At 33.0% G+C, this 21,987-nt stretch carries 22 protein-coding genes and 2 pseudogenes; 13 read left to right on the forward strand and 11 right to left on the reverse strand.

What is annotated here, in order from left to right; translation table 11 throughout:
• Nucleotides 1-170 precede the first annotated feature (170 nt).
• From clpP to B4L98_RS03475, 10 genes are all read right to left on the reverse strand, one after another.
• Complete coding sequence (gene clpP / locus B4L98_RS03430; protein WP_038331995.1) at nucleotides 171-836, reverse strand: ATP-dependent Clp endopeptidase proteolytic subunit ClpP; 666 nt, start codon at nucleotides 834-836, stop codon at nucleotides 171-173.
• A 50-nt stretch (nucleotides 837-886) separates the two neighbouring features.
• The gene (locus B4L98_RS03435; protein WP_291065318.1) at nucleotides 887-2,206 is read right to left on the reverse strand and encodes a trigger factor; all 1,320 of its coding nucleotides are present in this window, start codon (nucleotides 2,204-2,206) and stop codon (nucleotides 887-889) included.
• Nucleotides 2,207-2,485: 279 nt separating this feature from the next.
• Nucleotides 2,486-3,850: an acetyl-CoA carboxylase biotin carboxylase subunit gene (gene accC / locus B4L98_RS03440; protein WP_221854334.1), complete on the reverse strand. Its 1,365-nt coding sequence runs from the start codon at nucleotides 3,848-3,850 to the stop codon at nucleotides 2,486-2,488.
• 20 nt (nucleotides 3,851-3,870) lie between these two features.
• Complete coding sequence (accB, locus tag B4L98_RS03445) at nucleotides 3,871-4,353, reverse strand: acetyl-CoA carboxylase biotin carboxyl carrier protein (protein WP_125348723.1); 483 nt, start codon at nucleotides 4,351-4,353, stop codon at nucleotides 3,871-3,873.
• A 125-nt stretch (nucleotides 4,354-4,478) separates the two neighbouring features.
• Complete coding sequence (gene rpmF, locus B4L98_RS03450) at nucleotides 4,479-4,676, reverse strand: 50S ribosomal protein L32 (RefSeq protein WP_019975824.1); 198 nt, start codon at nucleotides 4,674-4,676, stop codon at nucleotides 4,479-4,481.
• Nucleotides 4,677-4,731: 55 nt separating this feature from the next.
• Nucleotides 4,732-5,313 (reverse strand): YceD family protein, encoded by a 582-nt coding sequence (locus tag B4L98_RS03455; RefSeq protein WP_125348725.1) that lies wholly within the window; start codon nucleotides 5,311-5,313, stop codon nucleotides 4,732-4,734.
• Between the two features lie 72 nt (nucleotides 5,314-5,385).
• Nucleotides 5,386-6,459, reverse strand: a complete 1,074-nt coding sequence (gene pdxA, locus B4L98_RS03460) for a 4-hydroxythreonine-4-phosphate dehydrogenase PdxA (RefSeq protein WP_125348727.1) — start codon at nucleotides 6,457-6,459, stop codon at nucleotides 5,386-5,388.
• Between the two features lie 9 nt (nucleotides 6,460-6,468).
• Entirely contained in the window at nucleotides 6,469-6,945 is a 477-nt protein-coding gene (locus tag B4L98_RS03465) for a hypothetical protein (protein ID WP_125348729.1), read from the reverse strand.
• Nucleotides 6,946-6,954: 9 nt separating this feature from the next.
• Complete coding sequence (locus B4L98_RS03470; protein ID WP_125348731.1) at nucleotides 6,955-7,341, reverse strand: RidA family protein; 387 nt, start codon at nucleotides 7,339-7,341, stop codon at nucleotides 6,955-6,957.
• Between the two features lie 12 nt (nucleotides 7,342-7,353).
• Nucleotides 7,354-9,966, reverse strand: a complete 2,613-nt coding sequence (locus B4L98_RS03475; RefSeq protein WP_219033626.1) for a putative LPS assembly protein LptD — start codon at nucleotides 9,964-9,966, stop codon at nucleotides 7,354-7,356.
• Between the two features lie 72 nt (nucleotides 9,967-10,038).
• Here B4L98_RS03475 and B4L98_RS03480 point away from each other — a divergent pair, with 72 nt between their 5' ends.
• From B4L98_RS03480 to B4L98_RS03535, 12 genes and pseudogenes are all read left to right on the forward strand, one after another.
• Nucleotides 10,039-11,334: an N-acetylmuramoyl-L-alanine amidase family protein gene (locus B4L98_RS03480; RefSeq protein ID WP_257467976.1), complete on the forward strand. Its 1,296-nt coding sequence runs from the start codon at nucleotides 10,039-10,041 to the stop codon at nucleotides 11,332-11,334.
• Between the two features lie 59 nt (nucleotides 11,335-11,393).
• Nucleotides 11,394-12,368, forward strand: coding sequence for an MlaD family protein (locus B4L98_RS03485; protein WP_038332017.1), 975 nt, complete (start codon nucleotides 11,394-11,396; stop codon nucleotides 12,366-12,368).
• A gap of 54 nt (nucleotides 12,369-12,422) precedes the next feature.
• A complete protein-coding gene (locus B4L98_RS03490) occupies nucleotides 12,423-13,748 on the forward strand; it encodes a (Fe-S)-binding protein (protein ID WP_185144083.1) in 1,326 nt (441 codons plus the stop codon).
• A gap of 71 nt (nucleotides 13,749-13,819) precedes the next feature.
• A complete protein-coding gene (locus tag B4L98_RS03495) occupies nucleotides 13,820-14,248 on the forward strand; it encodes an LNS2 domain-containing protein (RefSeq protein WP_125348737.1) in 429 nt (142 codons plus the stop codon).
• A 39-nt stretch (nucleotides 14,249-14,287) separates the two neighbouring features.
• Entirely contained in the window at nucleotides 14,288-15,079 is a 792-nt protein-coding gene (locus B4L98_RS03500; protein WP_038332021.1) for a (Fe-S)-binding protein, read from the forward strand.
• A gap of 138 nt (nucleotides 15,080-15,217) precedes the next feature.
• The gene (locus B4L98_RS03505; protein ID WP_125348739.1) at nucleotides 15,218-15,685 is read left to right on the forward strand and encodes an ABC transporter ATPase; all 468 of its coding nucleotides are present in this window, start codon (nucleotides 15,218-15,220) and stop codon (nucleotides 15,683-15,685) included.
• A gap of 114 nt (nucleotides 15,686-15,799) precedes the next feature.
• Entirely contained in the window at nucleotides 15,800-16,402 is a 603-nt protein-coding gene (locus tag B4L98_RS03510) for a LemA family protein (protein WP_180904995.1), read from the forward strand.
• 5 nt (nucleotides 16,403-16,407) lie between these two features.
• The gene (locus tag B4L98_RS03515; RefSeq protein WP_286494678.1) at nucleotides 16,408-16,848 is read left to right on the forward strand and encodes a TPM domain-containing protein; all 441 of its coding nucleotides are present in this window, start codon (nucleotides 16,408-16,410) and stop codon (nucleotides 16,846-16,848) included.
• Nucleotides 16,849-16,918: 70 nt separating this feature from the next.
• Entirely contained in the window at nucleotides 16,919-17,614 is a 696-nt protein-coding gene (locus B4L98_RS03520) for a TPM domain-containing protein (RefSeq protein WP_422653353.1), read from the forward strand.
• A gap of 17 nt (nucleotides 17,615-17,631) precedes the next feature.
• Nucleotides 17,632-17,964 (forward strand): hypothetical protein, encoded by a 333-nt coding sequence (locus B4L98_RS03525; RefSeq protein WP_221854340.1) that lies wholly within the window; start codon nucleotides 17,632-17,634, stop codon nucleotides 17,962-17,964.
• 79 nt (nucleotides 17,965-18,043) lie between these two features.
• Nucleotides 18,044-19,384, forward strand: a pseudogene (dgt, locus tag B4L98_RS03530) (dGTP triphosphohydrolase).
• 293 nt (nucleotides 19,385-19,677) lie between these two features.
• Entirely contained in the window at nucleotides 19,678-20,004 is a 327-nt protein-coding gene (locus tag B4L98_RS03535) for a GNAT family N-acetyltransferase (protein WP_422653354.1), read from the forward strand.
• 50 nt (nucleotides 20,005-20,054) lie between these two features.
• Here B4L98_RS03535 and B4L98_RS03540 read toward each other — a convergent pair whose 3' ends face one another.
• Nucleotides 20,055-20,585: an RNA methyltransferase gene (locus B4L98_RS03540; RefSeq protein ID WP_125348748.1), complete on the reverse strand. Its 531-nt coding sequence runs from the start codon at nucleotides 20,583-20,585 to the stop codon at nucleotides 20,055-20,057.
• 80 nt (nucleotides 20,586-20,665) lie between these two features.
• Here B4L98_RS03540 and B4L98_RS03545 point away from each other — a divergent pair.
• Nucleotides 20,666-21,987 (forward strand): annotated as a pseudogene (locus B4L98_RS03545) (DNA mismatch repair protein MutS); the annotation flags it as partial.

Raw genomic sequence — 21,987 nt, forward strand, 5'->3', positions numbered from 1 at the left:
ATTTCTATCAGTATAAATTATGGTAAAATAAAGGATGAAGTTATCTTATTTTAGATTATTGTTTTTTATGTTTCTTTCTTATTGTTTTACAAATTTTTAAGTATTTGTAAACGAAAAAGGATACTCAATAAGTTGAGTATCCTTTTTTTGTATTTTTATTGAATTTAAAATTATTTACGAGGCAATAAAACTTCGTCAATCATTCCATATTCTTTTGCTTCTTGTGAAGTCATCCAGTAATCACGTTCACCATCTTTTTCGATTTGCTCGAAAGTTTGACCAGAATGAGTTGCAAGAATGTCGTATAATTCTTTTTTTAATTTCAAGATTTCCTTCAATGTAATTTCCATATCAGTTGCTTGTCCTTGAGCACCTCCTAAAGGTTGATGAATCATCACGCGAGAATGTTTAAGTGCTGAACGTTTTCCTGCTGCACCTGCACATAATAAAACTGCTCCCATAGAAGCTGCCATTCCTGTACAAATTGTTGCAACATCTGGTTTTACTAACTGCATTGTGTCGTAAATTCCTAATCCTGCATAAACACCACCACCTGGTGAGTTAACATAAATCTGAATATCTTTTGTTGCATCTACACTTTCTAAGAACAATAATTGTGCTTGAATAATATTTGCAATTTGATCATCGATTCCTGTTCCTAAAAAGATGATTCTATCCATCATCAAACGAGAGAAAACGTCCATTTGTGCAACGTTCAATTTTCTTTCTTCAACGATGTAAGGCGTTGTATTTTGGATGTAACTCTCCATATGTAAAGAGCTAATTCCTTTGTCTAACAGCGCATATTTTTTAAATTCTTCTCCTACGTTTTTCATTATTAAATTTAGATTTTAAATGAAAGGTATAAAGAATTTTTTAGAAGTGATTAAGCTTCTGCTAATTCTTTATTTTTTTCTGTAATAATGTCAACAAACTCGTCAAATGTTACTTCTTTCTCGTTCAATTTTACATTGTTTTTGAAGATGTCTAACATTTTGTCTGTAAACACTTGGTATGATAAACGGTTGTATTCTTCTTGATTCTGTAAAGCAGACATTGCAATTTGTTGTAATGTTTCTTCTGGAATAGAAGTTTGACCGTACATTTTTAATTGATCTTTGATTGCAGCAAAAGCAGCTTCTTTTACTTCCTCAGCATTTACTTCTACATTGTTAACTTCAGCAATTTTAGCTTCGATTAATTGGTAACGTAAACCTTTGTCCATTTTTACCAATTCTTCTTTCGCTTGCTCTTCAGAAGTTACATTTTCGTTAGAAGTGATTAACCATTTTGTTAAAAATTCTGTTGGTAAATCAAATTGAACTGTATCTAATAATTTAGCTACAACATCATTGATAATTTGTTTGTCAGATTCTTTGTTGTACATGTTTTCTGACTCTTCTTTGATTTTGTTACGGAAAGCTTCTTCTGAATCTACAGCTCCTTCTCCATAAACTTTATCAAATAATTCTTGATTAACTTCAGCTTTTTCAGCTTTGTTAATTTCTTTGATTGTATACGTAACGTTAGTTCCTTCTTCAGAAACTTCTGTGTTCAATTGTTGTGCAGCTTCTTCAGCAGTGTCAAAAATATCGTTAGAATTTACTTCTACAACATCACCAGCTTTTTTACCGATAAATGCAGAAGCATCTTTCAATTCTTCTAAACGGATAAATGTTGGTTTAGCTTCTTGTCCTTCTACAGCAGCTTCTACTTTCAATACAGCTTCAGCTTCAGCTTGAGTTAAAGATTTTAATGATCCAAAACGAGCAGCGAAATTATCTACATATTTTTGGATTTCGTCGTCAGCAACTTTTACTTTGTAGCTGTCAACTTCTACTTTAGATAAATCAACATCAAATTCTGGAGCTAATCCTAATTCGAAATCAAATGATAATTGATCAGCATCCCAATCAACATCTTTCATTACTGGAACTGGATTTCCTAAGATTGATAATTTTTCTGTGTTGATGTATTCAGATACACTTTTTTGTAAAATTTCGTTAACTGTATCAAAAACAACAGCTTGTTCGTATTGTTTTTTTACAAAGCTCATAGGAACTTGTCCTTTACGGAAACCTTTGATGTTAGCTGTTTTTCTGTATTGGTTTAATACATCAACTACTTTTTCTTGATAATCTGCCTTATCAACAGTTACAGTTAATACTGCGTTTAATTTGTCTGTTGTATTTTTAGTAATATTCATCTACCTTAAATTTGGAGTGCAAATGTATAAATTATTAATGATTTTTAATAGTAAAAAGTAATATTACAATCAATTCATTCACTATAAATTAACAATTCGGATGGAATCTTATCAAATACTTGATATTTTGATTTTAGATGGAATGATTGAATTGATTATTTACTACTTTTCTGAGGTGATATTTTCAACAATTAAGCCATTTGATTTTTGCTGACACAATGACATAAAAAAATCCAGAATATACGTTCTGGATTTTCAATATTTCGAAAATTTAATTTCTTATAATTCTCCGTAATTTGCGTAAGATTCGTCAAAAACAAAATCCTCCATAAATTTAGTTGTGTAATTACCCGCGATAAAATCTGGATTATCCATCAACTGTAAGTGGAAAGGAATCGTTGTTTTGATACCTTCGATATAAAATTCCCCTAACGCACGTTTCATTTTTGCTATTGCTTCTTCACGCGTTTGTGCAGTAACAATGATTTTTGCAATCATAGAATCGTAATTTGGTGGAATTGTATATCCAGCATAAACGTGTGTATCAACACGAACACCGTTACCACCAGGAATATTAATATTTGTAATTTTCCCTGGAGAAGGGCGGAAGTCGTTATAAGGATCTTCTGCATTGATACGACACTCGATAGAATGTCCGTTTGGATAATAGTTTTGACCAGAGATTGGCTCACCATCCGCTAACATAATTTGTTCACGAATTAAATCGAAACCTGTTACTTGCTCAGTAATTGGATGCTCTACTTGGATACGAGTATTCATTTCCATAAAGTAGAAATCTCCGTGTTTGTCAACTAAGAATTCAATTGTGCCAACACCTTCATAACCTATATATTCACAAGCTTTAACTGCTGCATCTCCCATACGTTGACGTAATTCGTCTGTCATGATTGGAGAAGGGGTTTCTTCTGCTAATTTTTGATTACGACGTTGAATAGAACAGTCACGTTCTGATAAGTGACAAGCTTTACCGTTTTGGTCACTTGCAACTTGAATCTCGATATGACGTGGTTCTTCGATTAATTTTTCCATATACATTCCGTCGTTACCAAAAGCTGCAGCAGCTTCTGTACGAGCAGATTCCCATGCGTGTAATAAATCTTCTTCTTTCCAAATTGCACGCATACCTTTACCACCACCACCGGCAGTAGCTTTCATCATAACTGGGTATTTAATTTCGCGCGCAACTTCTAAGGCTTGCTCATAGCTTTCTAATAAACCATCAGAACCTGGTACTACAGGAACACCAGCTTCTTTCATAGTAGCTTTCGCATTGGCTTTATCTCCCATACGCTCGATATTTTCTGCAGAAGCACCGATGAATTTGATTCCGTTAGAAGCACAGATTTTAGAAAAAGTTGAGTTTTCAGATAAAAACCCGTAACCTGGGTGAATAGCATCCGCGTCAGTAATTTCTGCAGCCGCGATGATGTTAGCCATTTTTAGGTACGAATCTTTACTTGGAGCAGGACCAATACACACAGCTTCGTCAGCGAAACGTACGTGTAATGAAGTCTCGTCTGCTTTAGAGTAAACGGCAACCGTTTTGATTCCCATTTCTTTTGCAGTACGTATAATACGCATTGCAATTTCACCTCTATTAGCGATTAATATCTTTTTAAACATAATTTTTTAGATGTAATTGATTAAGCTGGATCAACTAAGAATAATGGTTGATCGTACTCAACTGGACTAGCGTCGTCCACTAAGATTTTTACAATTTTTCCAGAAACTTCTGATTCGATTTCGTTGAATAGCTTCATTGCTTCAACAATACATAAAACTTTACCTGGAGCAATAGCATCACCTACATTAATAAAAGGTTCTTTACCTGGTCCTGCAGCACGGTAGAAAGTACCAATCATAGGAGATTTAACTGTAATTAAATTACTATTTTCTTCTTCTGTTGATGTTGTAGAGTTATTTGCTGGTGCAGCTGCTGACGCTTGAGGAGCGGCAATTGGAGCTACAGGAGCTTGTGGTACATAAATTTGTTGAGATGCAACTTGTGCAGGTACGCTTGCTAAAGTTTTGATTTTGATTTCGATGTCATCTTGTTTGATGCTTACTTCAGCAACTTCTGCTTTTGATACGAATCTAATTAAATTTTGAATGTCTTTAATGTCCATATAATGCGGTTTTTTATTTGACCTTTTATGTTTGTTTTTTATAAAACGATTTCAAAGGTATTGAAAAAAAAATAAAAAAAGCTGTTTCTTTTTAGAAACAGCTTCAAAATCTTTCGAAGATTATATTATTCAGTAACTTCTTGTACTTTCTCTAATACTACTTTACCTTTGTAGTATAATTTTCCGTCAGACCAGTGAGCTCTGTGATATAAATGTGCTTCACCTGTTGTTTTATCGATTGCTAATTGTGGAGCTTCGATTTTGTAGTGTGTTCTACGTTTATCTCTTCTTGTTGACGACTGTCTTCTCTTAGGATGTGCCATATCTAACTACTTTTTTTTCTTTATTTCTATAATTTATTTTAATAATAAAAACCAATTAAGGTTTCAAATCTTTCAATTTTGCCCAACGAGGATCAATGTCGTTATTATCGTCATCGTCATCATTGTTGTTGTCTTCATCGTAATGCTCGTATTCTTCATCTTCGTCTAATTCGTAAATGCTGTATTGGTCTAACAATTCAATCATTTCAGAATCGCTTTTGCCATTCAAGACATCGGGATGAATTCGTTTTGTTGGTACTGATAACATTGCCAATTCATAAAGAACTTGCGCAACGTTGATTTGGTATTCCTCTCTTGGAATTACCCACATTTCAAAATCAGTATCGTCAAACTCGTTTCCAAATTTAACAATTAATTCTGCATTATTTGAAATTTCTTGTTGAAACAATTCTCCAGTCAAATCACAAGGGACTGTAATGTCTCCTTTTAAGCTGATTTCTAACTCAAGCATTGTTGATTTTTTATCTAAAATAATTGTTGCAATTAAATTAGGATTGTCAAAATCTTGCTCAATTTCAAATAAATCAAAGAACGATTGTGATAATTCGAATGTAAAATCACTCTTACCAAAAGGCAAGCTTGTAAATACAATATTATAATTTTTTAACTTGTCCATACCACAAAAAGGTGTGCAAAGATAATCTAATTTATTTAAAATTAATAGCTCTTTGCAACTTATTTTAAATTTTTATTCTTTATTATCGCCTTTTTCTAATTTTAGATGGATATGTTGCAATACATTTTTTGTTAGCTCTTGGTATTCGTTTCGATTTTTATATAATTCGATCGCTGAAAAAATAGCTTCCTTAAATGATTCTTCGTTTGCAATTCCTTTTCCTGCGATGTCGTAAGCCACACCATGATCTGGCGAAGTTCGTACAAATTTTAATCCAGCTGTATAATTAACGCCTTCATCAAAACTAATTGTTTTGAATGCCACCAATCCTTGATCGTGATACATGGCCAAAACCGCATCAAAAGCGTCTAAATTACTTGGATTGAAAAAACTATCTGCCGAATAAGGTCCAAAAACTAATTGATTTTCGTTAATGCAACGCTCGATAACTGGCGAAATAATTTCTTTTTCTTCTGATCCTAACAGACCATTGTCACCTGCATGAGGATTAAGACCTAAAACTGCAATTTTTGGTTTTTCGATGGCGTAATCTTCAATCAAACTTTTATGAATTTGTTGAATTTTTGCATAAACAGATTTTGGATTAATTTGTTTTGCAACTTCGCTAATTGGAATATGTTGCGTTACTAAACCAACTCTCAATTTTTCTGAAACTAAGAACATCAAAGGTTTTCCTCCCCAAATTTCTCCTAAATATTCGGTATGACCTGGGAAATGAAATTCTTCGGACTGAATATTATCTTTATTAATTGGAGCCGTTACCAAAACATCAGTAAAACCATCTGAAACAGATTTTGCAGCCGCTTTTAATGATTGATAAGCGTGTTCACCAGCTTCTTTGGTTACTTTACCATAATGTACATCAATTTGATCTTTCCAAAGATTAACCACATTGATTTTTCCGTCTACAATTTGATTCGCATCTTGAATACCTTGAAAATTGATTCGGTCAAATTTTAAACGATCTTTTTGATACGATAATAATTTGGTTGAACCGAAAATAACAGGCGTAAAAAACTCTGTTATTTCTTTTTCTTGTAAGGTTTTTAAGATAACCTCAATTCCGATTCCGTTATAATCACCAATCGAGATGGCAACTCTAATTTTTCTATCTTTTTCAGACATAATGTTAGTTTAATATGATTGGCTGGATGGTTTGTATTTTTTTAAAAATCTTTTGTAAATTAAATCTACAATTAAACCTCCAATCCATGATGAAAAGAATAAAACTGGACAGATCGCAATTTCGTACCAAGTTGGGTGATAAGGCGTGATAAGAACGTCGCCTAATGCAACGATTAACACAATAAAACCTACAAACATCGTGTAAGCTTGTTTAGCTCTTCTTACGATAAGTGCTGTTATAACACCTCCAACTAAAGCTGCAATTCCACTAATTGCGAGCATTGATCCAAAAAATTGAACTTCGAATTTTTTTCCTTCTTGGTGCGAAAAGTATTTGATGATGTGTCTCCATTCCGGAAAAACTTTGTTGTCCCATCCCAATCTATCCGCGTTGTATATAAGACCAAATTGTATGATAGCGTAGATAACAGCTAATCCTACTATTACAGCAATTGTGTTTCTTAATACAGTTTTGTCTTTTAGCATAATATTTTATTAGTCTGCAATAGCGATTACAGAAATTTCAACATTTACGTCGCGTGGTAAACGAGCAACTTCTACACATTCGCGTGCAGGATAATTTTCGTCATTAAAATAAGAAGCATAAACTTCGTTAACTGCGTTGAAATCATTCAAATCCTTAACAAAAATTGTTGTTTTTACAACTTGGTCAATTGTTGTTCCGCCAGCTTCTAAAATTGCAATTACATTTTTCATTACTTGATGAACTTCATCTTGAATACCTGTTGTAACCAATTCATTTTTTTCTACATTGAAAGGAATTTGTCCTGATGTGTAAATAAATCCGTTGTATTTTACACCTTGTGAATAAGGTCCAATTGCTTGTGGTGCTTTTTCTGTATGAACGATTTGTTTTTTCATATTAATATTTTTTTAGTAATTAAGTCTTGATCTATCGTTGTATTTTAAATCTTGTAAGATTGATGCTTTGATTCCGATAAAGAAATCATAACTTTTATATGTTCCCATTGGTGTCCAGTTGAATGATAAGGTAAAGCTTCGTAAATCTCTTTCAAAACCAAAACGTACATAAGTTATTTCACTTTTGATGAAATCGTAAGTTGCATTTGCAGAAATTGCCCAATATGGTGTTGGCGAAATTTTACCATTCATTGCAATAGAACCTGTGCTACTTCCTTTTCGTTCTGTTCCTTTGCTATAATTATAACTTAAATTAGCTGTTAAACTCCAAGGAATAGCAAATTGCGCATAATTATCGCTGTCATAATAGAAATTTTCATCACGAACTGTTCCACGTTTTTTATAGTTCTTGGCATCGAAACGTTTTCCGCCAAATGTACTATTGTCAAATGTATAACCAGTTCCTAATGTCATATTCGAAATACGAAGATTTCCTAAGCCAAGTTCATCAATGTATTGAGCAACTTCACTTCCTTCAGCATTCATGTAACGTTGAATTTTATATGGATTAACAGTTGACGAAAATTGTACGTTTACTTTTCTATCAAACAAAGATGTCATTCCGTTAATACTGATTGGAGAAAGTTTAAATTCATCTGCAGAGAAGTTATAAGATGAACTCAAACGTAAATATTCAAATATCTTTACTTTTTTGAAACCTTTCGGGTCATTTGCATCTTTTACTTTCATCTCTAAGTTGTTCGAAATTCCAAAGTTTAATGAATTTGTCAAACCAGGAATTGATACACCATACAACATGTTTTGATATTGATTGTACCAAACTTCTTCTTGATTTTGGTTTTGATAAGCTTTGTAATATCCCCAAGATTGACTTTGGAAATCCGGCGTATAACTATAACCAATAGATGGTGTAATCACGTGCTGAATTCCTAAAATCTTAGCATCTTTATTTGGATTAAGATATAATCCATAAATATTAGTTGAAACAGAAGCATTGAAATTAAATGTTCGATATGAATTGAATCCTTTCAATGTTGTGTCCTCTATTTTTCCGTTAACAGAATTGTAATTTTTAATCAAACGATTATCACCCCAAACTTCATTATAGTCAGAAGAAAGTGTTAATGGGAAATAATTAGCAAGTGTAATACCTGTCTGCAAACCAATTTTGTGATTCGCACCCATTCGCATTTGATCTTTCCACATTTTGTCTGTAAAGATGTCTTTGTCGTTGGTGTTAACTTCATTTCCAGCTTGCATACTATACGTTAAACCAAGATTCTGAATTAAACCTTCTTTTGGCATATTTTTCTTTGCAAACGGGAAAATACGAGACATAGTCAAGTTGAAACGAGGAAATGCAATGTTAATATCTCCAGTATTGTAATTTTGAGAGTGCGACATACTCAACTGAGCTGTTAGTGGAGCATTCTCAAAGTTTTTTGTTAAGTTAATAGACGAGTTAACGTTGTTTGTAAAAACTTGTCCAGTATTAATGTATTGATTTCGTACAGATTCACGGTAATATTTCGAACTCGAAAAGTTAACATTGGCATTGAATAACCAATATGGATTTGCTTTCGGATCTTGGCTATGTGACCACATAACACCAAACATACTTTGTTTAGAAAAGGCATTAGAGCCTTCTGTAAGACCTTTGATACCAGTTAAGCGATTTTCTACATTCGCTGCAAGTCGCCCATTGTATTTGTAACGTTTTTTATAGGTAGACTCGGCTCTAGTAGCCCAACTACCTTTTGTATAGATATCTCCCGAAAGTTTTAAATCAAAATTATCTCCAAATGGAACATAAAACCCTAAATCTTCGATAAAGAAACCAAGATTTGTACGCTCACCTGGGCGAGGCATCAAAATACCTGCGGCACGTTTTGCACCCATCGCTGGGATGTAACCAAATGGCAATGCTAAGGGCGTTGGTACGTCATAAATCCACATATTGATAGGTCCGGTAATTAATGTTTTCTTACCATTTTTATCAATCATTTTTCCTTCTTTGGCGCGAAGAAAATAATCTGGTCGAGTATCTTTTCCTTCTTTAAAATAAGTATCCGTTGTAAAATCGGCACGTTTTAACAACATTACCGAATCATTGACACGCTTCGCTTTATCAGCAATGATGATTCCATCTTCTTGCGTCATGCGAATGTTATATGCAATTCCAACTTTCGTTTTGAAATTTACTTTGAAAGCATCTTGCAAAATTTCTTGTTGACCTTGTGTAAACTTAGTTTTTTCAATAATATTCCCAATAGAATCGCGCTTACCTTCGGCATATACATCACCTGTATCCCAATTTAGTTCGATATAATCTGCATCAATAGTCATATCGCCGTAAACTACATGTGCCTTACGCAAAAGGTAAGTCATACGTTTTTTACGATTATGTATTTCGTCCTCGGAATTGTGCTCTACCACAAACTCTAATTTCTCTTTTACAGGGATAATAGTATCTAATTTTACAGAATCAGAAACTATCTTAGAGTGATCTTTATCGTTATTATTTTGCTTAACTTGTCCAAAAGAAACGGTGCAAACCATAACTGGACTAAAAAATAAAATCGATTTAATTGCCTTTGTAAACAAATTGAAAAACTTATTTTTTATAAATTGCGTCAAAATTAATCAAAAAAACAAACCTATAGTATGAGTTTAAAAATGATTAACATACAAAAGTATTTATTTTTTGCGATGATGATGGTATTTTCTACATTTTCATTTGCACAAAAAAAGCAAAATTTTGTAATTGTTATTGATGCTGGTCATGGTGGACATGATGCTGGAGCAAGGGGAGTCGCTGATTATGAAAAGAATATCACGTTAGATGTTTCGAAAAGATTAGCGGAGTTAATTAAGAAAAATCACAAAGATGTTAAAGTTGTTTTAACACGTGATACAGATATTTTTTTAGAATTATGGGAACGTACACGAATTTCAAATGATAATCATGCGAATTTATTTGTCTCGATTCACTGTAATTCGGCTGATAACAAAAGCGCAACAGGAACAGAAACATTTGTAATGGGATTGAAACGATCTAACGAAACAGATGAAGTTTCTAAACGTGAAAACTCGGTTGTGTTTTTAGAGAAAGATCAAGAACGTTACGAAAAATTTAATCCAAATGATCCGGAAGCGGTTATCGCTTTTGAGATTATGAATGCAGCTTATAAAGAACAATCTATTCGTTTTGCAGATTTGGTAGAAAAAGGTTTCGTAAATCGTGATTTCAGAAAAAGTAGAGGTGTTAAACAAGCAAATTTTCACGTGTTGAGAGGAAATGCTTCTCCTTCTGTTTTGGTAGAGTTAGGATTTATTTCGAATTATGATGAAGGAACATTTTTAGCATCAGACGAAGGAAAAGATAAAACGACGACTACAATTTATGAAGCTTTTAAACAATTCAAAAAAGAATATGATCGTAGAAGTGGAGTAGAGGACGAGGACGAAAAACCTAAACCAGTTAAAAAAGTTGAAAAACCTGTAGAAGGAAAAAAATTGAAGGTAAGGGTAATGGAGTCTAAAATGAAATTTTCTTCAACTTCGCCGCAATTAAGAGGTTTAACAGATTTAGATGTAATTCAGGAAGGTGATAATTACGTGTATTATTACGGAGAAACAGATTTACAATCTCGTGCAGATGATTTGTTGCAAACGGTAAAACGTAAAGGATTTTCTGGTGCAAAAATTGTAGAATTTGAAACGAATAAAAAATTAGAAGGTGGTAAAAATTATCGTGTTCAGTTTATGACATCAAATAAAAAATATAAAGACAAAGACGAAAAATTTAATGGATTGACAAATGTGTTGCGAGTAAAAGAAGGTGGACTTCAGAAATATTATTATGGCTCTGATAAAACAATGGAATCTGCTCAAAAAACATTGAAACAAGTACAAGACAAAGGTTTTAGAAACGCCTTTATCGTTACATTTAATGGTGAAGAACCAATGTAAACGTAATATAAAATGTTTCTTTACAAATTAAATTTTATTTTTGCATAAAATCATAACAAGTGAAGTTATCTAAAGAATTAAAAATAGGAGTTGTTACCATCTTAACCTTAGTAGGTTTTTTCATGCTATTCAATTTCTTAAAAGGTCAAAATATTTTTTCATCAGGACGTTTGTTTACTGTAAAATACGAAAATGTAAGCGGATTAGCTCCTTCTAAACCTGTTTCTGTAAACGGTTTGAGAGTTGGTCAGGTGAAAGAAATTAAAATTATAGATACTGCAAAACCTATCTATTTTGAAGTCGTGATTTCTGTCGAAAAAGATATTCAATTTTCGAAAAAAACAATTGCAGAAATTTACGAACCAGGAATTATGTCTGGACCAGAAGTTAGACTTTTATTAGACTATGGACCAGATGTAGCAAAAGATGGTGATTATTTACAAGGTCGTATTGCAGGCGGAATGTTAGATGGTTTGACGAAACAATTAACGCCAACACAAGCAAAGTTAGATAGTGTTTTATTAAGTTTTAATCAAACATTAGGAAGTGTAAACAATGTTTTGGATCCGTCAACTCAACAAGATATTAAAGCAATGTTGAGAAACTTGAATCATACAATTGATTCGTTCGACAAAACAGCGCAATCGTTGACTGCAACATCAAATAGTGCAAATAATTTGATCAAAACAAACGAAAAGACATTGAACACAACGCTTAACAATGCAAGTGCTACAATGGCTTCTGCAAAAGCTACGGTTGACAAATTTGGAAAAACTGCGGATAAATTAAACGCGTTAGAATTAGATCAAGTGATTAAGAATTTTGAAAATGCGTCTAAAAACTTAAATACATTGTTAGAAGATATGAATAATGGAAAAGGTTCTTTAGGAAAATTAGCAAAAGATGAAACGCTTGCTAACGAACTTGAAGCAACAATCAAAAATATGAATGAATTGGTAACAGACTTAAAGAAAAACCCAAGTCGTTATGTGAACATCTCTGTTTTTGGTAAAAAGCAACCAGTTCAGCCATAAAATCAAAACTAAAATTTAAATACTCAAAACTCACAAAAAGACTAATAAAAAATGATGAAGTACATTCCAAATGTAATCTTTCTTCTAATTATGATAGGAAGTATTTGGTTCTTTGCGCAAAACGTAAAGAAACTTATACGTAACATCAAATTAGGGAAAGAAATAGATCGTTTCGATCATCCTGCGGAAAGGTGGAAAACGATGGCTCGTGTGGCTTTAGGACAAGGTAAAATGACTGTTCGTCCTCTTGCTGGTATTCTACATGTTTTTGTTTATGTAGGATTTGTTTTAATCAATATCGAAGTATTAGAAATTATCATCGATGGTGTATTCGGAACACACCGTATTCTAAGTTTCTTAGGAGGTTTCTATAACGGAATGATAGGGTTTTTCGAGATTTTAGCCTTTTTGGTGATGGTTTCGTGTATCATTTTCTTCTGTAGAAGAAACTTTGTAAAAGTTGGACGTTTTTGGAAACCAGAAATGAAAGGCTGGGCAAAAGACGATGCTAATTATATCCTAATTATGGAGGTTGCATTTATGTTGGCTTTATTTACAATGAATGGTGCAGATCAAGTGTTACAAAAAATGGGTGCACCTCATTATATCGAAACAGGATCTTTTCCAATTTCTTCTTGGTTAACAGCACCAATTATTAGTCAATTCAACGACATCACATTTATTACAATTATAGAAAGAGCAGCTTGGTGGTTTCATATCATCGGAATTTTCTTTTTCTTAAATTATTTGTATTATTCAAAACATTTACACATCATTTTGGCTTTTCCAAATACATGGTTTTCTAAGTTAGAACCAAAAGGAGAATTCAATAATTTACAATCTGTAACAGATGAGGTAAAAATGATGATGGATCCAAATGCAGATCCTTACGCAGCACCTGCCGAACCACAGGGAGAGCCAGAAACATTTGGAGCAAAAGATATTTTTGATTTAAACAGAGTACAATTATTGAATGCCTACACATGTACGGAGTGTGGGCGTTGTACATCTGAATGTCCAGCAAATTTGACAGGGAAAAAATTATCTCCTCGAAAAATTATGATGGATACTCGTGATCGTTTAGAAGAAGTAAGTAAAAACATCGATGCAAACGGAAGTTTTGTGGATGATGGTAAAATGCTTGTCAACGATTACATTTCACCAGAAGAATTATGGGCATGTACATCTTGTAATGCATGTACACAGGCTTGTCCAGTAAATATCGATCCGTTATCAATTATTGTTGATTTACGTCGTTATTTGGTAATGGAACAATCTGCTGCACCAAACGAGTTGAACATGATGATGACAAATGTCGAAAACAATGGAGCTCCTTGGCAATTTAACAATGCGGATAGATTGAATTGGGCAAACGATTAAAATTGTAAAATACAATTACTCATTCTCAAAGAACTATTAATTTTTGTACATAACACACAAACACAGCACACATGGAAAATTTCTTAGAGGAAAAAATTGAAAACGGAGAAAGAGTAAGTCCTATTTTACCAGAAAATGTTAAAAATTATTTAATTGACATTGATGGAACAATTTGCGATGATATTCCAAACGAAGAACCAGAACGTATGCTAACAGCAGAATTATATCCAGATGCTTTAGAAACATTAAACAAATGGTACGACGAAGGACATATTATCACATTTTTTACATCACGTACAGAAGAACATCGTGAGTACACAGAAATTTGGTTGAAAAAACATGGTTTCAAATACCATGGACTTTTAATGGGAAAACCTCGTGGAGGAAATTATCATTGGGTTGACAACCATTTAGTAAAAGCGACACGATACAATGGTAAATTTACAGATTTGGTTGAAAAAAATGTTTCGATTCAAGTTTTTGATGATGGAAAACATTAAACTAAATCCATTCAAATAACACAAAGACTACAAAAAAATATGTCAAATATTACAGTTAAAACAATGGCTCAATATATGGCCGAAGGCAAACAACCAGAAGTTTTGTTTTGGGTTGGTTGCGCCGGAAGTTTTGATGACAGAGCTAAAAAAATAACACGAGCATTCGTTAAAATTTTAAATAATATTGGCGTAGAATTCGCCGTTTTAGGAACAGAAGAATCGTGTACAGGTGATCCTGCAAAGCGTGCTGGTAACGAATTTGTTTTCCAAATGCAAGCTATGATGAATATTGAAGTTCTGAATGCTTACGAAGTGAAAAAGATCGTTACAACTTGTCCACATTGTTTCAATACGTTGAAAAATGAATATCCAAGTTTAGGTGGAGAGTATGAAGTTTTGCATCATTCTCAATATTTACAGCAGTTAATCAACGAAGGTAAATTGAAATTAGAAGGTTCTGAAACGTTCAAAGGAAGACGAATCACTTTCCACGATCCTTGTTATTTAGGTCGCGGTAACGATGTGTACGAAGCGCCTCGCGAATTAATCGAAAAATTAGATGCCGAATTAGTCGAAATGAAACGTTGCAAAACACGTGGATTATGTTGTGGTGCTGGTGGAGCGCAGATGTTCAAAGAACCAGAAAAAGGAAACAAAGACATCAATGTAGAACGTACAGAAGAGGCTTTAGAGAAAGAGCCGCACATTATCGCAACAGGTTGTCCATTTTGTAATACAATGATGACAGACGGTGTAAAACACTTCGAAAAAGAATCAACGGTTATGGTAAAAGACTTAGCTGAATTGATTATGGAAGCGAAAGATTTATAATCGAATTTATAAAAATAATATAAAAAAGCCATCTCTTTGAGATGGCTTTTTTATGTAAAAATTTTAGCTTTCTAACATCTAACATCTAACATCTAAAATTTCCGTATCTTTGAAACACAAATTTTAAACAAAGAGAAAATGAATTTAGCAGACGATTCAAGAATTTGGATTTTTCAAGCCAATCGTAAATTCTCAACAGAAGAAAAGCAAGCTATTACAGCTAAACTAAATACTTTTATAGCGGATTGGAATGCGCATGGCGCTGAACTTTTAGCTGATTTTGATTTACCTTATGATCAATTTATTGTAGTTGGTGTAGACGAAAATCAAGCGACAGCAAGTGGTTGTTCTATCGATAAATTAACGAAAATCGTACGCGAAATTGATGCAGATTATTCGTTCGATTTATTGAACAGAATGTTAGTTTCGTATGAAAATGAACAGGAAGTTTTTATCGAAAAATTACCAACATTCAAACAAAAAGTAAAAGAAGGAGAAATCAAAAATGTAAAAGTTTTCAATAATGGAATTTCTTCTTTGAATGATTTTAAGCAAAATTGGTTATTACCGATTGAAGAAAGTTGGGCGAAAACATTATTAAATTAAACGCTTAAAATCCAAAAAATATTAAAGCCGAGTTTAGAAATAAGCTCGGTTTTATTTTTGATAAAATATTGTTTAAAAAACACTATTTTTACGTAATAATAAATTAAAAATACTATGAAAAACAAAGGATGTCTTATTGGCGGAGTGATTCTTTTACTTCTTGCAGGAATCGTTTTCTGGGGAATTGGAGTTTCGAATACGATCAAAACAACAGACCAAGGTGTGCAAAAACAATGGTCGAATGTAGAAAATACATATCAAAAACGTTCAGATTTAGTTCCAAATTTAGTGAACACGGTAAAAGGTGCTGCGAATATGGAAAAAGAAACGTTAACAGCTGTGATTGATGCACGTGCAAAAGCGACTTCTAATCAAATTAAAATTGATGATCCAAGTCAATTAACAGATGCAAATATTGCGAAATTTCAACAAGCTCAAGATCAATTAGGATCTACATTAAGCCGCTTATTGGTTTCTGTTGAAAAATATCCAGATATTAAATTCAATCAAAACTTTACTTCTTTACAAGCAGAATTATCTTCTATCGAACAAGAAGTTTTATTTGAAAGAAAAAAATACAACGATGCTGCAGAGAAATTTAACAACATGATTGTAACTTTCCCTAACAGCTTAATCGCTGGTTTTACAGGTGCTACGAAAAAAGGTTATTTCAAAGCTGCTGCAGGATCTGAGAATGCTCCTAAAGTAGAATTCTAATCATTATGGGAAATAAGAAACATAAATTTCTTTCCTCTAAAGATGAAAAAAAAATAATCGAAGCCATCCAAAAAGCGGAGAAAAATACAAGTGGGGAAATTCGAGTTCATATTGAATTCGAATCTTCTCCCAATCATTTTGACAAAGCTTTAGAAGTTTTCGAGCAATTGGAAATGCACAAAACCAAAGATAGAAATGGTGTGTTGTTTCATGTTTCACCAACCGATCATAACTTTACAATTATTGGTGATAAAGGAATTGATCAAGTGACACCAGATGATTTTTGGGATGATATAAAAGAAGAGGTCATCAAGCATTTCAAAAAAGAACATTATGTAAAAGGGCTTTGTGAAGGAATAAAAAAAACAGGCAAAGCACTTAAAAAATATTTTCCTTATCAAGAGGATGATACAAACGAATTACCAGATGAAATTAGCTACAGTTAAATACTTTTTTCTAACTTTTTTTCTTTCAATTTTAACCGTTTTTGGGCAGACACCTGATGAATTGGTGAAGATGGAACATCCGCCTAAAAAGCTTGTGCAAGATTATGCACATGTTTTTGATGCAATGCAATTGGATGAATTAGAACGAAAATTAGTAGCCTATGATGATTCAACATCTACTCAAATTTTGGTATTAACAGTGAAGTCTCTAGATGGTTATCCGTTAGAAATGTTTGCAAATGATATTGGTGAAAAATGGAAAGTTGGTACACAAGGAAAAGATAATGGAGTTGTAATTGTTTTAAGTGAACAAGATCGTAAGATTACGATTAGAACAGGTTATGGAGCTCAAATTTATTTACCGCCAAGTGTCAACAAATCGATTATTGACAATGTTATTATTCCGTATTTCAAACAAGGTGATTATGCTGGTGGAATAAATGCTGGAGTCAATTCTATTTTTCAAGCTTTTGCAGGAAAATATAAGCAAGACAAACCAAAATCGCAAGAACCAGAAATGGATTGGCTTGCATTGATTTTTGCCATAGGATTTTTCATTTTTATCTTTATTATTATTTCGAAAGGTAAAGGAGGAAATAATGGAGGAAATGGTGGCAGACGAAGAAGTTTGTTAGATGATATTATCATTATGAACACAGGAAGTTCTGTTTTCGGTGGCGGAGGTTTCGGCTCAGGAGGTAGTTCTTGGGGTGGATCATCTGGNNGCGGAAGCTTCGGAGGCGGAGGAGCATCTGGTAGTTGGTAGAAATACTATTTTGATTAATGAATTTTAAAATTGTCACAAATATTGAAACTGATATTTTTTATTTAATTATTAATGAATTAGTAAAAGATAAATGGAAAATTATTTGTGAATATGATGATGAAATTTTTGATAAATCAATTGATTTCGACTTTTACAAATTAGCTAAAAATGAAAAAATAATTTTGTTTGCTTGGGACAACTGGTTTGAAGGAGAGATAAAAGCTGAAATTGAAATTCTAAAAGAGTTAGCTGTTCAATATAAGTTTGATTTAAACTTTAATGAAGCAAATTTTCTTCAAGATGAATATATTACAGAAAGAATGAAAAATCTTTTAAAATTTCACGAATAAACCCAAAAATCCGAACGAAACCGTTCGGATTTTTTTATGACTGAACATTATTCGTTAAATTCGTTTTCTAAATCAGTTTATGGAACTTCTCAATCATATTTACACCAATCAACGCAGCAATACAAACGATACGTCGGATGCGAGATCAGAATATCAGCGNNGATTATGATCGTATTATTTTTTCGTCTGCCTTTCGTCGTTTGCAGAACAAAACGCAAGTTTTTCCTTTGCCAGGAAGTGTATTTGTCCACAATCGATTGACGCATTCGTTAGAGGTTTCGTCTGTTGGACGCTCGATGGGAAATTTGGTAGGAAAGTTTATTTCCGAAAATTATAAATTAACAAAAGAATCACAAGAATTTTATAAATATAGTATTCACGATGTTATTTCAGCGGCATGTTTGTGTCACGATATCGGAAATCCAGCTTTTGGACATTCGGGCGAAGATGCAATTGCTTCTTATTTTGATCGCCATGAAACAGATTTGAAACAATATTTTACTGAAGCCGAATGGGCTGATTTAATCAATTTTAACGCAACAACAAAACGGAAAATCGGAAGGTGGTTTACGTTTGACGTATTCAACATTGGCTGCGATTGCAAAATATCCATGTGAATCGGTTGCAAAAGATAAAAATCAATTGCATCGTAAGAAATTTGGATTTTTTCAGGCGCAAAAGGAAGCTTTCCGAACAATTGCTGAAAAAACGAATATGATTTTGGAACAAGATTCACCAATTATTTACAAGCGACATCCGTTTGTGTGGTTGGTAGAGGCGGCTGACGATATTTGTTATTCGATTATCGATGTCGAAGATTCGCAACGTTTAGGAATTATTGATCATGATAAATGCCGAAAATTATTTTTGAATTTAGTTGAATCTTTAGATCCATCTCAAATTGATAAAACAAAAAATACATTAAAATCAATTTCAGATAAAAATGATCGAATAGCCTATTTACGTGCAAAATCAATTAATTTATTGACGCAAAAATCGGTTGAAGTTTACCAAAATAATTTTGATCANNATTGTAAAAGGAGAATTTAAAACGGCGTTATTAGATGTGATTAAAAATGAAACGGAACAAGTAACGAAACGAGTTTTAGACGAAATTCAACGTTTCTCGATTGAAAATATTTATAATCATCGTTCTGTTCTCGAAATTGAAAATGCAGGTTATAATGTAATGTCAGAATTGCTTTCGCAATTTATTCCTCCAATTTTAAAAGATGAAAAAGAACGCAAAACGTTTGAGAAAAAAGCCTTGCGTTTAGTTCCTGCTCAGTTTTTATATGAGAAAGGAACAAAGTATCAAAAGGTAATGGGAATTTTGGATTATGTTTCGGGAATGACTGATAATTACGCAACAGAATTATATCGTCGTATCAAAGGAATCGAAATTGGAATGACGATTTAAGTACGAAGTTAGAAATACGAAGCTCGAATTTAGAGAAATTGTCATGCTGAACTCGTTTCAGTATCTCATCAAAAATTAGCGAATTTGTTATTCCGACGAATGGAGGAATCTATAGATTCTTCATTTCGCTGAAGCTNNTCGAATAACGAATAACTAAATAACATCACACAATAATGAAAAATGTAACAATACGAGAAGCAAGAAAAGAAGATTGTCCTCGAATTTTAGAGTTAATTCACGAATTAGCTTTATACGAAAAAGCACCAGACGAAGTAACGGTAACCTTAGAAGAAATGGAAGAATGCGGGTTTGGAGATAAACCAGTTTGGGGTTCTTTGGTTGCAGAAGTGGACGGAAATGTGGAAGGAATTGCGTTGCATTACGATCGTTATTCGACTTGGAAAGGACGCAGATTATATTTGGAGGATTTGATTGTAACCGAAAAAATGCGCGGTTCTGGAATTGGTAAATTATTATTGGATGAATTAATTGTTTATGGAAAAGCGAATAATTACCACGGAATGGTTTGGCAAGTTCTGGATTGGAATGAACCTGCAATTAATTTCTATAAAAAATATAACGCAGATTTTGATCCAGAATGGATTAATGTTTCNNAATAACAAAAAACTCCAACTTGATGAAAAGTTGGAGTTTATATTTTTGCTTAACGCTATTTCATAAAACTTTCATACCATTTCCATAAAATAATTCCTGTACAAACCGAAACATTAAGCGAATGTTTTGTTCCTGATTGTGGAATTTCGATACACGTATCACATTGATCAATGATTGATTGTTGCACACCATCAACCTCATTTCCCATCACAATTGCATATTTCTGAGATTGGTCAACTTCAAATTCATTTAACAAAACAGAACCTTCCGTTTGTTCAATCGTTACAATTTGATAACCATCTTCTTTTAATTTAGCAACCAATTCATTCGAATCTTTCACATATTCCCAATCAACAGAATTTTCTGCACCAATGGCCGTTTTATGAATTTCTTTATGAGGTGGAGTTGCTGTAATTCCACACAAATAAATTTTATCAATTAAAAATGCATCCGAAGTTCTAAAAACTGCACCAACATTGTGCATACTTCTCACATTATCCAACACCACAACAATCGGGTGTTTTTCAATAGCTTTATATTCTTCCGCAGAAACGCGACCTAATTCGTCTAATTTTAGTTTTCTCATCACTTCGTTTTTAACTAACTTAGCTGTTCAAAATTTATAATAATTTGACAAAAGTAGTAAAGAATAAGGAAACTCCTCTAATGAAACAATATAACACCATCAAGGCGAAATATCCTGATGCAATGTTGTTGTTCCGTGTGGGAGATTTTTACGAAACATTTGGAGAAGATGCTGTGCGAGCTTCTCGCATTTTAGATATAGTTTTAACAAAACGCGCCAATGGTTCTGATAATAGTGCTTTGGCAGGGTTTCCTCATCATAGTTTGAATACTTATTTACCGAAATTGGTGAAAGCCGGTTTACGCGTTGCAATTTGTGATCAGCTCGAAGATCCAAAGATGGTAAAAGGTATCGTAAAACGTGGTGTTACAGAATTGGTAACGCCTGGTGTTGCGTTGCAAGATGAGGTTTTATCGTCAAAATCGAATAACTTTTTGATGGCTGTTCATCAAGGTGATAAAGCTTTTGGAATTGCGTTGTTAGATGTTTCGACAGGAGAATTTTTGGTTTCGGAAGGACAAGAAGATCAAGTAGCGAAAATTATTCAATCGTTTCGACCAAGTGAAGTGATTTACCAAAAACGTGTTAAATATAATTTTTCTGATGTCAAAAGTAAATTTTTGTTGGATGATTGGGCTTTTCAATATGATTTTGCAGTTGATAAATTAACCAATCTTTTTAAAACTAAGAATCTAAAAGGTTTTGGAATTGAGGATTTAAAAGATGGAATCATTTCTGCGGGTGCAATTTTAGCTTATTTGGATGACACACATCACTTCGAAATTCAGCATCTAACATCTATTCAGCGTCTTAATCAAGATAGTTTTGTGTGGATGGATCCATTTACGATTCGCAATCTCGAATTGGTTTATTCTCCACATCCAAAAGGTGTTACGTTATTAAATGTTTTAGACGATACCAAAACTCCGATGGGAGCACGTTTGTTGAATCGTTGGATGGTAATGGTGTTGAAAGATTTGAAATCAATTCAACGTCGTCAAAATATTGTCGAATACTTCTACAAATTTGGAGATTTACGTTACGATTTGCGAGAAAAATTAGGTCAATTAACCGATTTAGAACGTTTGGCTGGAAAAGTTTCGACAGGTAAAATTACACCTCGTCAATTGCAACAATTAGCACAAAGTTTGAAAATTTCGGAAGAAATAAAAGAAGTTGCTGAACAATCGAATATCAAAGAAGTTGCAGATTTATTTTCTCGAATCGAACCAATTGATCATTTAACACAAAAGATTTTTGATACACTTTCTAACGAGCCTCCGCATCAAATTGTAAAAGGAAATGTAATTAGAGAAGGTGTTTCAGAAGAATTGGATCGATTACGAAAAATTCAGTTTTCTGGAAAAGATTATTTGGATCAAATGTGTCAACGCGAAACAGA

The organism is Empedobacter sp. UBA5528, from assembly GCF_002426075.1.
Taxonomy (GTDB): Bacteria; Bacteroidota; Bacteroidia; order Flavobacteriales; family Weeksellaceae; genus Empedobacter; species Empedobacter falsenii_B.

Coding starts and splice junctions, on each gene's coding strand:
- clpP (WP_038331995.1), bottom strand. CDS start 836: ATGAAAAACGTAGGAGAAGAATTTAAAAAATATGCGCTGTTAGACAAA.
- B4L98_RS03435 (WP_291065318.1), bottom strand. CDS start 2,206: ATGAATATTACTAAAAATACAACAGACAAATTAAACGCAGTATTAACT.
- accC (WP_221854334.1), bottom strand. CDS start 3,850: ATGTTTAAAAAGATATTAATCGCTAATAGAGGTGAAATTGCAATGCGT.
- accB (WP_125348723.1), bottom strand. CDS start 4,353: ATGGACATTAAAGACATTCAAAATTTAATTAGATTCGTATCAAAAGCA.
- rpmF (WP_019975824.1), bottom strand. CDS start 4,676: ATGGCACATCCTAAGAGAAGACAGTCGTCAACAAGAAGAGATAAACGT.
- B4L98_RS03455 (WP_125348725.1), bottom strand. CDS start 5,313: ATGGACAAGTTAAAAAATTATAATATTGTATTTACAAGCTTGCCTTTT.
- pdxA (WP_125348727.1), bottom strand. CDS start 6,459: ATGTCTGAAAAAGATAGAAAAATTAGAGTTGCCATCTCGATTGGTGAT.
- B4L98_RS03465 (WP_125348729.1), bottom strand. CDS start 6,945: ATGCTAAAAGACAAAACTGTATTAAGAAACACAATTGCTGTAATAGTA.
- B4L98_RS03470 (WP_125348731.1), bottom strand. CDS start 7,341: ATGAAAAAACAAATCGTTCATACAGAAAAAGCACCACAAGCAATTGGA.
- B4L98_RS03480 (WP_257467976.1), top strand. CDS start 10,039: ATGATTAACATACAAAAGTATTTATTTTTTGCGATGATGATGGTATTT.
- B4L98_RS03490 (WP_185144083.1), top strand. CDS start 12,423: ATGAAGTACATTCCAAATGTAATCTTTCTTCTAATTATGATAGGAAGT.
- B4L98_RS03495 (WP_125348737.1), top strand. CDS start 13,820: ATGGAAAATTTCTTAGAGGAAAAAATTGAAAACGGAGAAAGAGTAAGT.
- B4L98_RS03500 (WP_038332021.1), top strand. CDS start 14,288: ATGTCAAATATTACAGTTAAAACAATGGCTCAATATATGGCCGAAGGC.
- B4L98_RS03505 (WP_125348739.1), top strand. CDS start 15,218: ATGAATTTAGCAGACGATTCAAGAATTTGGATTTTTCAAGCCAATCGT.
- B4L98_RS03510 (WP_180904995.1), top strand. CDS start 15,800: ATGAAAAACAAAGGATGTCTTATTGGCGGAGTGATTCTTTTACTTCTT.
- B4L98_RS03515 (WP_286494678.1), top strand. CDS start 16,408: ATGGGAAATAAGAAACATAAATTTCTTTCCTCTAAAGATGAAAAAAAA.
- B4L98_RS03525 (WP_221854340.1), top strand. CDS start 17,632: ATGAATTTTAAAATTGTCACAAATATTGAAACTGATATTTTTTATTTA.
- B4L98_RS03540 (WP_125348748.1), bottom strand. CDS start 20,585: ATGAGAAAACTAAAATTAGACGAATTAGGTCGCGTTTCTGCGGAAGAA.